Below are 12805 nucleotides of genomic sequence, written 5' to 3'. Positions count from 1 at the left end.
TCGGAGGATAGCATGAGTTAACCGGGCGCAGTATGTCACCGAGCCCGGTTTTTGCACAAATTAACGCAGCAGCAGATAAATGGTTTCGTTACCGCGCACGATATTGAGCGCCATCACCGGTGGTTTGGCTTCCAGCACCTTGCGCAGCGCTGTGATGCTGTCCACGCGCTGGCGGTTGACGCCGATGATCACGTCGCCTTTTTGCAGGCCGATCTGTGCCGCCGTCGAGCCTTTATCCACGTTCTCCACCTTCACGCCCTTGTCGCCAGTCGGCAGTGCGCCATTGCTGAGGGAAACCCCCTGCAGCGCCGGCGACAGCGTTTCGGCGTTGGTCGAGGCGCTCTCGCTGTTGTCCAGCGTGACCGAGACTTCCTGCGGTTTGCCATCGCGCAGCAGGCCCACTTTGAGGGTTTTGCCCGGTGCGGTGGTGCCGACTTTGGCGCGCAGCTCGGCGAAGCTGTTCACCGGCTTGCCGTCGACGGAAACCAGAATATCCCCGGCTTTGATGCCGGCCTTGGCGGCGGCGGATTTCGGCAGCACTTCGCTGACGAAGGCGCCGCGCTGCGCGTCGGTGTTGAAGGCTTTGGCCATGTCCGGGGTCATTTCACTGCCCTTGATGCCAAGCAGACCGCGTTTCACTTCGCCGAATTCAATCAGCTGCTGGCTCAGGTTCTGCGCCATATTGCTCGGAATGGCGAAGCCGATGCCGACGTTGCCGCCGCTCGGCGCCAAAATGGCGGTATTGATACCGATCAGTTCGCCGTTCAGGTTAACCAATGCGCCGCCGGAGTTGCCGCGGTTGATCGAGGCGTCGGTCTGAATGAAGTTTTCCAGCCCCTCCAGATTCAGGCCGGTGCGGCCCAGCGCCGAGATGATGCCTGAAGTGGCGGTTTGTCCCAGGCCAAACGGGTTGCCGACCGCCACGGCGAAGTCGCCGACGCGCAGCTGGTCGGAATCGGCCATCTTGATGGCGGTCAGGTTTTTGGTGTCGCTGAGCTGCAGCAGGGCGATGTCGGATTGCTCATCGCGGCCGACCAGCTTGGCGTCCAGTTCACGGCCGTCGTTCAACTGCACGCGGATTTTATCGGCGTTGTTGATGACGTGGTTGTTGGTCAGCACGTAGCCTTTGGCAGCGTCGATGATGACGCCGGAACCCAGCCCTTCAAACGGGCGGGAGCTCTGCTGCTGGCCGGGGAAATTGGGGCCGAAGAAGCGTCTGAACTCTTCCGGCAGCTGTTGACGCTGTACCTGGGTGCCTGCGACATGCACGCTCACTACGGCGGGCAAGACTTTTTCCAGCATCGGCGCCAGGCTCGGCAGCGGCTGCCCCTGAACAGCGACGGGCAGGGCCGCGTTGGCCACCGGTACAGCGCTGAGCGCCAGGCCGAGGCTCATTGCCAATGCACTAAGAATTAAAGACTTTTTCTTCATTGATGATAACTCTCTCAATACCTGCCGATGAAAATTTGATGATAAGGCAATCACCTTGTCATAGTGAAGGGTAAGACCGTGAATTTGCGTGCAAAGTTCAGTAAAGGTAATGCGAAGGAAGGTCAATAAGGCACAAAGGGGGAATAAACCCGCGGGTGGCCCCGCGGGCGAAGAAGGGATATCAGTCGCGGCGCGCGCTTTGGCCGCGCAGCAGGCCGGAGGCGCCTTCCGAATAGTCGCGCGGCATTTCCACCGGCGCCTGATCGTTGTCTGCTTCCGCTTCGGTCAGGCGATAGCGGAACGGGTTCTCCTGCATCGGCAGATCCGGCAGCAGGTTGTTGGAGCTTTTCGCCATGTGCTGATACAGCTGGCGATAGTCGCGAGCCATGTTGTCCAGCAGCTCGGCGCTGCGGGCAAAGTGGCCGACCAGCTCCTGACGGTACTCTTCCAGCTCGGTTTTGCTCTTGTCCAGCTCGTTCTGCAGGACTTGTTGTTGACGTAATTTACGGTTGCCAAAACGCATCGCCACCGCACCAATCACGATACCGACGACCAAACCAATCAGCGCATACTCCCAGGTCATGATGACTCCTATTTTGACTTCGTTGTTCCGCAGGGATTTTTCACTTAATAATATCCACTATAACCGTTAACCTTGTCCGAGTGGAATCCTGATGCGCTTCCACCTAATTTTTACAGGGTTTTCAGCGGCGCCCGCAGCGGGCATTTGTGGCGATAACGGTGCGAATCGGCATCAACTTGCCGCCAACGTTGGCTAAATAATTTCTAAGCGTTCTTAGGGAACATCGAACAGATGCAGGCACTATCACCGTTATCTCGCTACCAGCAGGCGCTGGACGCGGGGGAATATCAGGCCGATGAGGTTCAACGTCGGGCCATGACTCAACTGGATCGCATTTATCAGGCCCTGCTGCAAAAGCCCGCGGCGAGCGCGCCGGCCGGCGGGCTGCGCGGCAAGCTCAGCCGTTTGCTGGGCAAGGGCGGCGAAACGGCGCCGCAGCGTCCGGTGCAGGGGCTGTATATGTGGGGCGGCGTTGGGCGCGGCAAAACCTGGTTGATGGACATCTTCTTCCACAGCCTGCCGGGCGATCGCAAAATGCGCCTGCACTTTCACCGCTTCATGTTGCGAGTGCATGAAGAGCTGACCGAGTTGCAGGGGCGGGAAAACCCGCTGGACATCGTTGCCGACGGCTTCAAGGCCGAGACCGATGTGTTGTGCTTCGACGAATTCTTCGTGTCCGACATCACCGACGCCATGCTGCTGGCCACGCTGCTGCAGGCGCTGTTCGCGCGCGGTATCACGCTGGTGGCCACGTCGAACATCCCGCCGGACGATCTGTACCGCAACGGCCTGCAGCGGGCGCGTTTCCTGCCGGCTATCGATCTGATCAATGAGTACTGCGACGTGATGAACGTCGACGCCGGTATCGACTATCGTCTGCGTACCCTGACCCAGGCGCACCTCTACCTGACGCCGCTGAGCGACCAGACGCGCGAGACCCTGGATCGGATGTTCGTCAAGCTGGCGGGCAAGGCGGGGGAGGACGCGCCGGTGCTGCAGATCAACCATCGGCCGCTGCAGGCGATCCGTTCGGTGGACGGCGTGCTGGCGGTGGATTTCCACACGCTGTGCGAAGAGGCGCGCAGCCAACTGGACTACATTGCGCTGTCGCGGCTGTATCACAGCGTGATCCTGTATAATGTGCAGGTGATGGGGCCGTTGAAAGAGAATACTGCGCGCCGCTTCCTGGCGCTGGTGGACGAATTCTACGAGCGACACGTCAAGCTGGTGATCGGCGCCGAGGCGTCGATGTTCGAGATCTACCAGGGGGAGCGGCTGAAGTTCGAGTACCAGCGCTGCCTGTCTCGCCTGCAGGAAATGCAGAGCGAAGAGTACCTTAAGCTGCCGCATCTGCCCTGAGTCCGCCGGGCCTATCGCCGGTTGCCTGCCGCCGGCGATAAATTTATTTTCCATTCAAAAACCGTTCGATCTTTGTGAGCGACTTCTCTATAATCTTGCGACCCCACGTTACAACAAAGTTTTTTTTCCCAAAAACTTTATAGTGCCGGCAATGGCTATTCGAAGGGGTAGGTTTGCTGGACTTGTATGGTCGTGTGAGCCTCAACTGTTTTCGAGCGTTTGGGTGTTCACCAACGTGTAACTAATTATTGGGTAAGCTTTCTAATGAAAACTTTTACAGCTAAACCAGAAACCGTAAAACGCGACTGGTACGTTGTTGATGCAGATGGTAAAACTTTAGGCCGTCTCGCTACTGAACTGGCTCGTCGCCTGCGCGGCAAGCATAAAGCGGAATACACCCCGCACGTGGATACCGGTGATTACATCATCGTTCTGAACGCTGACAAAGTTGCTGTAACCGGCAACAAGCGTACAGACAAAGTGTACTACCACCACACCGGCCACATCGGTGGTATCAAGCAAGCGACCTTTGAAGAGATGATTGCCCGCCGTCCTGAGCGCGTGATTGAAATCGCGGTTAAAGGCATGCTGCCAAAGGGCCCGCTGGGTCGTGCTATGTTCCGTAAACTGAAAGTTTACGCGGGCACCGAGCACAATCACGCGGCACAGCAACCGCAAGTTCTGGACATTTAATCGGGATTAATGGCAATGGCTGAAAATCAATACTACGGCACTGGTCGCCGCAAAAGCTCCGCCGCTCGCGTCTTCATCAAGCCGGGCAACGGTAACATCGTTATCAACCAGCGCAGCCTGGAACAGTACTTCGGTCGCGAAACTGCCCGCATGGTAGTTCGTCAGCCGCTGGAGCTGGTCGACATGGTTGGCAAACTGGACCTGTACATCACCGTTAAAGGTGGTGGTATCTCCGGTCAAGCTGGCGCTATCCGTCACGGTATCACCCGTGCACTGATGGAGTACGATGAGACTCTGCGTTCTGAACTGCGTAAAGCTGGCTTCGTCACCCGTGACGCTCGTCAGGTTGAACGTAAGAAAGTCGGCCTGCGTAAAGCACGTCGTCGTCCGCAGTTCTCCAAGCGTTAATTTTCGCTGCCTCGGCAGTGCGATTTACGCAAAAAACCCGGTGCTTCACCGGGTTTTTTTATGCCTGAAATCCGCCGTCCCCGACTAAAATCTGTGGCATATCAGACAATTCAACATGAATTCGCCGCACCGCCCCCACAAAACAAGCAAAATCTGGTAAACTATCACCCACTTTTGCGCCTGTTCGCCGTGCAGTTGACCTCCTGAGCCGGTTTTTCATGGGCTCGGGTCGCGCTGCGTGCTGCCGGCCTGCGGCAAGATTATTCAGGATAGCAGCCTGTCAGTTGGCTATTCGCAGTATTTTCTAGATAACTTGGAGGTTTTCATGGCTGTCGCTGCCAACAAACGTTCGGTAATGACGCTGTTCTCTGGCCCGACCGACATTTTTAGCCATCAAGTACGTATCGTACTGGCGGAGAAAGGTGTCAGCGTCGAGATCGAGCAGGTCGAAATGGATAACCTGCCGCAAGATCTGATTGACCTCAACCCCTACCAGACGGTGCCTACGCTGGTCGATCGCGAACTGACCCTGTATGAATCCCGCATCATCATGGAATACCTGGATGAGCGTTTCCCGCACCCGCCGCTGATGCCGGTTTACCCGGTTGCCCGTGGCGAGAGCCGTCTGATGATGCTGCGCATCGAGAAGAACTGGTACTCGCTGATGGACAAGATCGAGAAGAGCAGCGGTCAGGAAGCGGAATCCGCCCGTCGCCAGCTGCGTGAGGAGCTGTTGGCGATCGCGCCTATCTTCGGTCAGACGCCGTATTTCATGAGCGAAGAGTTCAGCCTGGTGGATTGCTACCTGGCACCGCTGCTGTGGCGTCTGTCGCAGCTGGGCATCGAATTGAGCGGCGCCGGTTCCAAAGAGCTGAAGGGCTACATGACCCGCGTCTTCGAACGCGACGCTTTCCTGGCTTCCTTGACCGAAGCCGAGCGTGAAATGCGCCTGCAAACCCGGGGCTAAGCGCGATGGACATGTCTCAGATGACGCCGCGTCGCCCGTATCTGCTGCGGGCGTTCTACGACTGGCTGCTGGATAATCAGCTGACGCCGCACCTGGTGGTCGACGTGACTCGCCCGGACGTGCAGGTGCCGATGGAGTTCGCGCGTGACGGCCAGATCGTGCTGAATATCGCGCCGCGCGCGGTAGGCAACCTGGCGTTGGGCAACGAAGACGTGCAGTTTAACGCACGTTTCGGCGGCGTGCCGCGTCAGGTTTCGGTGCCGATGGCCGCCGTGCTGGCGATCTATGCGCGTGAAAACGGCGCCGGCACGATGTTCGAACCGGAAGCCGCCTACGACGAAAGTGAAGGCGTGTTCGAAGGTCTGGATAATGAGACGATCCCTTCGGAAACCCTGATGTCGGTGATCGACGGCGATCGCCCGGATACCGCGGAAGATAACGGCCCGGACGATGAGCCGCCACAGCCGCCGCGCGGTGGCCGCCCGGCGCTGCGCGTGGTGAAATAACCCCGCGCGAACAAACGAAAAAGCACCCCTGGGGGTGCTTTTTTTTTGCCCGGCAGAGGCGGATCAGCCTTTCAAAGCGGCAATGCAGGCATCGCGCGGCGCGCTGAGATCGCCAACGCGCACGGTGGACAAGGCGTGGGTTGCGCGCTGGCGGAAACTGGTGATGGCGGTGTCGCCTTGCACTTCCGGCGGCGCGGTGCAAATGTCATTGAGCGGCAGATCGTTGCCTTTATTGAGCGCCTGCAACACCGCCGCCGGATTGTAGATCAGGGCGGCGGAGAGGGCCGATTTGATGCCGGCGGTAAAGCTGGCATTGCCGCCGCCGGCCAGCTTGGGCGCCAGGGCAATCCAGCTGTCGTCCCCCAGCCTGATGCTGTTTTCCACGGCGTTGAACTGCCCGGCCTTGCCTAACTGAGCCACGACCGGCCGCGCGCCGCGTGCTTCGATATTGTAACCGACCTCCTGCGAATCCAGCGCCATGGCCGAAGTGCTGAAACTGACGGCCAGCAGTGCGCCGGCCAACAGGGAAATGGAGCATTTCATGTTCGCTATCCTTATCTCGGTGTCAGGCGCAGCCGCGCCCCGCAATGGTGCTAACTCAATACTATAGCGCGTTGAGACGGTGAGGAGAGGGGAGGTTGTTACAAAGCGTGGCAGGCTAAAACAGAGGCCCGGCAACGTGCCGGGCCTTTGGCGGTACGGAAGGTTTACACTTCCAGGTAGTTCATGATGCCGTCTGCCGCCTTGCGGCCTTCGGCGATCGCTGTCACCACCAGGTCTGAGCCGCGCACCGCGTCGCCACCGGCGAAGATTTTCGGGTTACTGGTCTGGAACGCGTTGTCGCTGCCTTCCGGTGCCAGGATGCGGCCCTGTTTATCGAGCTGCACGTCGTGCGCCGCCAGCCAGTCCATGCGGTGCGGGCGGAAGCCGAACGCCATCACCACCGCGTCGGCGTCGATCACGTGTTCGGAACCCGGCACCTGCTCCGCCGCCTGACGGCCGTTGGCATCCGGCGCACCCAGCTGAGTGCGTACCATTTTCACCCCGGCCACGCGGCCGGCGCTGTTCAGTTCGATGCTCAGCGGCTGCAGGTTGAACTGGAAGTCTACGCCTTCTTCCCGGGCGTTCTTCACTTCGCGCTTGGAGCCCGGCATGTTGGCTTCGTCGCGGCGGTAGGCGCAGATGACCTGCGTCGCGCCCTGGCGCACCGAGGTACGCACGCAGTCCATGGCGGTATCGCCACCGCCCAGCACCACCACGCGCTTGCCCTCCATGCTGACGTAAGGCTCGTGCTGCTCGGTTTCATACCCCATCAGCTGTTTGGTGTTGGCGATCAGGAACGGCAGCGCGTCGTACACGCCCTGCGCCTCCTCGTTCTCCAGGCCACCGCGCATCGACTGATAGGTGCCGACGCCGAGAAACACCGCATCGTACTCGCTCAGCAAGGTCTCCATGCTGACGTCTTTGCCCACTTCGGTGTTCAGCTGGAACTCGATGCCCATCTCGCTGAAAATGCCGCGGCGTTTGACCATCACTTCCTTTTCCAGCTTGAAGGCCGGGATACCGAAGGTCAGCAGGCCGCCGATCTCGGGATGACGGTCATACACCACCGCTTTGACGCCGTTGCGGGTCAGCACGTCGGCGCAGGCCAGCCCGGCAGGGCCGGCACCGACGATCGCCACGCGCTTGCCGGTCGGCTGCACGTGCGACATGTCCGGCTTCCAGCCCATTTCGATGGCCTTATCGCTGATGTAGCGCTCGATATTGCCGATGGTGACCGCGCCGAACTCGTCGTTCAGGGTGCAGGAGCCTTCGCACAGGCGATCCTGCGGGCACACGCGGCCGCACACTTCCGGCAGGCTGTTGGTCTGATGCGCCAGGTCCGCCGCTTCCATGATGCGGCCTTCGTTGGCCAGCTTCAGCCAGTTCGGGATGTAGTTGTGCACCGGGCACTTCCACTCGCAATACGGGTTGCCGCAGGACAGACAGCGGTCAGCCTGGGCCTTGGCCTGGGTTTCCGAAAACGGTTCGTAGATCTCGACGAACTCGATTTTGCGGATCTTCAGCGGTTTCTTTGGCGGATCAACACGCTGCAGGTCGATAAATTGATAAACGTTCTGGCTCATTAATGACCTACCTCTTACTGCGCCTGCACCCGCAGCTCGGCTGCGGAACGGCTACGGTGACCCAACAGCGCTTTGACATCGCTGGACTTCGGTTTGACCAGGGCGAACTTTGGCGCCCACTCCGGCCAGTTGGCCAGGATCTCTTCCGCGCGGGAAGAGCCGGTCGCCTGCACGTGTTCGGTGATCAGGCCGCGCAAGTGCTCCTCGTGGATCGCCAACTGATCGACATCCAGCACTTCCACCAGTTCCGGGTTCACGCGCTTGCGGAACTCGCCGTCTTCGTCCAGCACGTAGGCGAAGCCACCAGTCATGCCGGCACCGAAGTTGATGCCGGTTTTACCCAGCACGCAGACGATGCCGCCGGTCATGTATTCGCAGCCGTTGTCGCCGATGCCTTCCACCACGGTGATGGCGCCGGAGTTGCGCACCGCGAAGCGTTCGCCCGCGCGGCCGGCGGCGAACAGCTTGCCGCCGGTGGCACCGTACAGGCAGGTGTTGCCGACGATGCTGGCTTCATGGCTGCGGAAGGCGGAGCCGATCGGCGGACGCACCGCGATGCTGCCGCCGGCCATGCCTTTGCCGACATAGTCGTTGGCGTCGCCGGTCAGGGTCAGCTCGACGCCGCCGGCGTTCCAGACGCCGAAGCTCTGCCCGGCGGTGCCGGAGAAGTGCGCCTTGATCGGATCGGCTGCCATACCCTGATCGCCGTGCACGTCGGCGATAGCGCCGGACAGCATGGCGCCTACGGAGCGGTCTGTGTTGCGAATGTCGAAGTAGAAGGTTTTACCCTGCTTCGCTTCGATATACGGCTGCGCCTGAGCCAGCAGCTCTTTGTTCAGCAGGCCCTTGTCGAACGCCGGGTTGCTGCTTTCGGTGCAGTACACCGCTTTGCCCGAATGCGGCGTGGCGGTTTTCAGCAGCGGCGACAGATCCAGCTTGTTCTGCTTGGCGGAGATGCCGTCCAGCTCGGTCAGGAACTCGGTGCGGCCGATCAGATCCACCAGTTGGCTCACGCCCAGCTGCGCCATGATCTCGCGGGTTTCACGCGCGATAAACTGGAAGTAATTCGTCACGCGTTCCGGCAGGCCGTGGTAGTGATCGCGGCGCAGCTTGTCGTCCTGAGTCGCAACGCCGGTCGCGCAGTTGTTGAGGTGGCAGATGCGCAGGTATTTACAGCCCAGCGCCACCATCGGCCCGGTGCCGAAGCCGAAGCTTTCCGCGCCCAGGATCGCCGCCTTGACGATGTCCACGCCGGTTTTCAGGCCGCCGTCCACCTGCAGGCGGATCTTGTGGCGCAGGCCGTTGGCCACCAGCGCCTGCTGGGTTTCCACCAGGCCCAGTTCCCACGGACAGCCGGCGTATTTCACCGAGGACAGCGGGCTGGCGCCGGTGCCGCCGTCGTAACCGGCGATGGTGATCAGGTCGGCATAGGCTTTCGCCACGCCGGTGGCGATGGTCCCGACGCCCGGCTCGGACACCAGTTTCACCGAGATCACCGCTTTCGGGTTGACCTGCTTCAGGTCGAAGATCAGCTGCGCCAGATCTTCGATCGAGTAGATGTCGTGGTGCGGCGGCGGGGAGATCAGGGTCACGCCCGGCACCGAGTAACGCAGTCTGGCGATGTACGGAGTGACTTTATCGCCCGGCAACTGGCCGCCTTCGCCCGGCTTGGCGCCCTGCGCCACCTTAATCTGGATCACGTCGGCGTTCACCAGATAGGCCGGCGTCACGCCGAAGCGGCCGGAGGCCACTTGTTTGATGCGCGACACCTTGTTGGTGCGGTAGCGCGCCGGATCTTCGCCGCCTTCGCCGGAGTTGGAGAAGCCGCCGAGGCCGTTCATGGCGATCGCCAGCGACTCGTGTGCTTCCGGGCTCAGTGCGCCGATCGACATCGCCGCGGTATCGAAGCGTTTGAACAGCGACTCCGCCGGTTCAACCTGATCGACCGGGATCGGTTCGCCTTTCGGCGTGATGGCCAGCAGATCGCGCAGCATGGCGACCGGCCGCTCGTTCACCAGCTTGGCGTAGGCCTGATAGTCGCTGTATTCCCCGCTGTGCACCGCTTTTTGCAGCGAGTTCACCACGTCCGGGTTGTAGGCGTGGTATTCGCCGCCGTGCACGAACTTCAGCAGGCCGCCTTGCTCCAGCGGTTTGCGTTTCAGCCAGGCGCGCTTGGAAAGGTTCTGCAGATCCTGCTGGAAATCGCTGAAGCTGGCGCCGCCGATGCGGCTGACCACGCCCTGGAAGCACAGATCCGCCAGATCGCGATGCAGGCCGACCGCTTCGAACAGCTTGGAGCAGCGGTAAGAGGCGATGGTCGAGATGCCCATTTTGGACATGATCTTATACAGGCCTTTGTTGATGCCGTTGCGGTAGTTCAGCATCACGTCGCGGTATTTCTTGTCGATCGCTTGGCTGTCCACCAGCTTGGCCAGGGTTTCATAGGCCAGATACGGGTAGATGGCGGTCGCACCGAAGCCGAGCAGCACGGCGAAGTGGTGCGGATCGCGGGCGCTGGCGGTTTCAACGATCAGGTTGGCGTCGCAGCGCAGGCTTTTCTCCACCAGGCGGGTTTGCACGGCGCCAACGGCCATCGGGGCGGGTACCGGCAGGCGGCCGGGCGTGATAGCGCGGTCGGACAACACCAACAGCACCGCGCCTTCGCGCACCTTGCGTTCCGCTTCGTCGCACAGGGCGCGAATGGTCTGCTCCAGATCCTGCTGCTGCGGATCGAAGGTCAGATCGAGCGTCTCGGCGCGATAGTATTCGCCTTCCAGCGTGGTGAGCTGTTTGAAATCGGAGTACAGCAGGATCGGCGATTTGAAGCTCAGGCGGTGCGCCTGGCCTTCGGCTTCACAGAACACGTTCATTTCACGGCCGATACTGGTGGCCAGCGACATGACGTGCGCTTCGCGCAGCGGATCGATCGGCGGGTTGGTGACCTGCGCGAACTGCTGGCGGAAATAGTCGTAAACGATGCGCGGCCGGCTGGAGAGCACGGCAAATGGGGTATCGTCGCCCATCGAACCGGTGGCTTCCTGGCCAATCTCGCCCAGTACGCGGATCACCTGATCCAGTTCTTCGCTGCTGTAGCCGAACTGTTTCTGATAGGTCTCGAGCTGCGCGTCGTCGAGCTCGCGGCTGCCGACCTGATCGTCCGGCAGATCTTCGAACGGCACCAGACGTTTGACGTTTTTCTCCATCCACTCTTTATACGGGTGGCGGCTTTTCAGATCGTTGTCGGTTTCCGCCGAGTGCAGGATGCGGCCGCTGCGGGTGTCGATCACCATCAGCTCGCCGGGGCCGACGCGGCCTTTTTCCACCACTTCGTCCGGCTGGTAATCCCAGATGCCGACTTCGGAGGCGCAGGTGATCAGCTTGTCTTTGGTGATGACATAGCGCGCCGGGCGCAGGCCGTTGCGATCGAGGTTACAGGCGGCGTAGCGGCCGTCGGACATCACGATGCCGGCTGGGCCGTCCCACGGCTCCATGTGCATCGAGTTGAAGTCGAAGAAGGCGCGCAGATCGCCGTCCATGTCCGGGTTGTTCTGCCAGGCCGGTGGCACCAGCAGGCGCATGGCGCGGATGAGATCCATCCCGCCCGCCAGCAACAGTTCCAGCATGTTGTCCAGCGAGCTGGAGTCGGAGCCGGTTTCGTTGACGAACGGCGCGGCGGCTTGCAGATCCGGGATCAGCGGCGTTTGGAATTTGTAGGTACGGGCACGCGCCCACTGGCGGTTGCCGGTGATGGTGTTGATTTCGCCGTTGTGCGCCAGGTAGCGGAACGGCTGCGCCAGCGGCCAGCGCGGCACGGTGTTGGTGGAGAAGCGCTGGTGGAACAGGCAAATGGCCGATTCCAGGCGCAGGTCCGCCAGATCGAGATAGAAGCGCGGCAGATCCGCAGGCATGCACAGGCCTTTATAGATCGTCACCAGGTTGGAGAAGCTGCAGACGTAGAAGCTGTTGTCCTGCACGCGTTTCTCGATGCGGCGGCGCGCCACGAACAGGCGGCGTTCCATATCGCGCGGGCGCCAGCCGGCCGGGGCGTTAACGAAGATTTGCTCGATGCGCGGCAGGGAGGAGAGGGCGATTTCACCCAGCACGTCCGGGTTGGTCGGCACTTCACGCCAGCCGACGATCGACAGCGTTTCGTTTTGTAGCTCTTCTTCCACGATGCGGCGGCTGAGGCGCGCTTCCTCTTCATTCTGGCTGAGGAACATCATGCCGACGGCGTAGTTCTTGGCCAAACGCCAGCCGCGCTCTTCCGCCACCATGCGGAAGAAGCGATCGGGTTTTTGCAGCAACAGGCCGCAGCCGTCGCCGGTCTTGCCGTCGGCCAGGATCGCGCCACGGTGCTGCATGCGGGCCAGCGCGTGAATGGCGGTACGCACCACCTTGTGGCTAGGTTCGCCTTCTATATGGGCGATCAGGCCGAAACCACAGTTGTCCCTCTCTTGGGATTTATCGTACAACATATCGTGAACCTCCCCAGGCTCTGCGTGACTCTCACAACCTACTGCGAGGGGGCTTCCCAATTTCAGGCAGAAGTCCAATCAGCAAGTTAACCCCGCCAATCTGCTTTTCCGCCCTCCATCAATGGCCTCTCGTGACGGTCTCACAAGTGGTATAGGACTTGTTTTAAGAGGGAGTCTTCAATTACTGCATAAATATGACGAGACGTTTGCCCGTCCAGAAAGCTTCCAGCGGACTTCCAACTTAGCGAGAAAGAATT

At 60.6% G+C, this 12805-nt stretch carries 10 protein-coding genes; 5 read left to right on the top strand and 5 right to left on the bottom strand.

Going from position 1 to position 12805, the window contains the following annotated elements; all coding sequences use genetic code 11:
* Nucleotides 1-60: 60 nt before the first annotated feature.
* Together degQ and zapG are read right to left on the bottom strand one after the other, a co-directional pair.
* On the bottom strand, nt 61-1431 hold the full coding sequence (degQ, locus tag ACYF6X_RS21495; protein ID WP_063988604.1) for a serine endoprotease DegQ: 1371 nt from the start codon (nt 1429-1431) through the stop codon (nt 61-63).
* Nucleotides 1432-1612: 181 nt separating this feature from the next.
* Entirely contained in the window at nt 1613-2014 is a 402-nt protein-coding gene (gene zapG, locus ACYF6X_RS21490) for a Z-ring associated protein ZapG (protein WP_004937074.1), read from the bottom strand.
* Nucleotides 2015-2245: 231 nt separating this feature from the next.
* On the opposite strand from zapG, the gene zapE reads away from it, so the two are divergent.
* The 5 genes from zapE to sspB all read left to right on the top strand — a co-directional run bounded on the left by zapE (nt 2246) and on the right by sspB (nt 5947).
* On the top strand, nt 2246-3373 hold the full coding sequence (gene zapE / locus ACYF6X_RS21485) for a cell division protein ZapE (RefSeq protein WP_130017723.1): 1128 nt from the start codon (nt 2246-2248) through the stop codon (nt 3371-3373).
* A 264-nt stretch (nt 3374-3637) separates the two neighbouring features.
* Nucleotides 3638-4066: a 50S ribosomal protein L13 gene (gene rplM / locus ACYF6X_RS21480; RefSeq protein ID WP_004937079.1), complete on the top strand. Its 429-nt coding sequence runs from the start codon at nt 3638-3640 to the stop codon at nt 4064-4066.
* 15 nt (nt 4067-4081) lie between these two features.
* Nucleotides 4082-4474: a 30S ribosomal protein S9 gene (rpsI, locus tag ACYF6X_RS21475; protein WP_004937080.1), complete on the top strand. Its 393-nt coding sequence runs from the start codon at nt 4082-4084 to the stop codon at nt 4472-4474.
* A gap of 325 nt (nt 4475-4799) precedes the next feature.
* Nucleotides 4800-5441, top strand: coding sequence for a stringent starvation protein SspA (gene sspA, locus ACYF6X_RS21470; protein ID WP_063988752.1), 642 nt, complete (start codon nt 4800-4802; stop codon nt 5439-5441).
* A 5-nt stretch (nt 5442-5446) separates the two neighbouring features.
* Nucleotides 5447-5947, top strand: coding sequence for a ClpXP protease specificity-enhancing factor (gene sspB, locus ACYF6X_RS21465; RefSeq protein WP_004937084.1), 501 nt, complete (start codon nt 5447-5449; stop codon nt 5945-5947).
* A gap of 63 nt (nt 5948-6010) precedes the next feature.
* Here sspB and ACYF6X_RS21460 read toward each other — a convergent pair whose 3' ends face one another.
* The 3 genes from ACYF6X_RS21460 to gltB form a co-directional block, all read right to left on the bottom strand.
* Nucleotides 6011-6490 (bottom strand): hypothetical protein, encoded by a 480-nt coding sequence (locus ACYF6X_RS21460; RefSeq protein WP_063988607.1) that lies wholly within the window; start codon nt 6488-6490, stop codon nt 6011-6013.
* Nucleotides 6491-6654: 164 nt separating this feature from the next.
* The gene (locus ACYF6X_RS21455; RefSeq protein ID WP_063988608.1) at nt 6655-8073 is read right to left on the bottom strand and encodes a glutamate synthase small subunit; all 1419 of its coding nucleotides are present in this window, start codon (nt 8071-8073) and stop codon (nt 6655-6657) included.
* A 14-nt stretch (nt 8074-8087) separates the two neighbouring features.
* Complete coding sequence (gltB, locus tag ACYF6X_RS21450) at nt 8088-12548, bottom strand: glutamate synthase large subunit (protein WP_063988609.1); 4461 nt, start codon at nt 12546-12548, stop codon at nt 8088-8090.
* Nucleotides 12549-12805 lie beyond the last annotated feature (257 nt).

This window comes from Serratia sp. ID 25-353 (genome assembly GCF_054792795.1).
The sequence above is the reverse complement of the archived record's forward strand: the minus strand, read 5'-3'. Positions and strand labels throughout refer to the sequence as shown.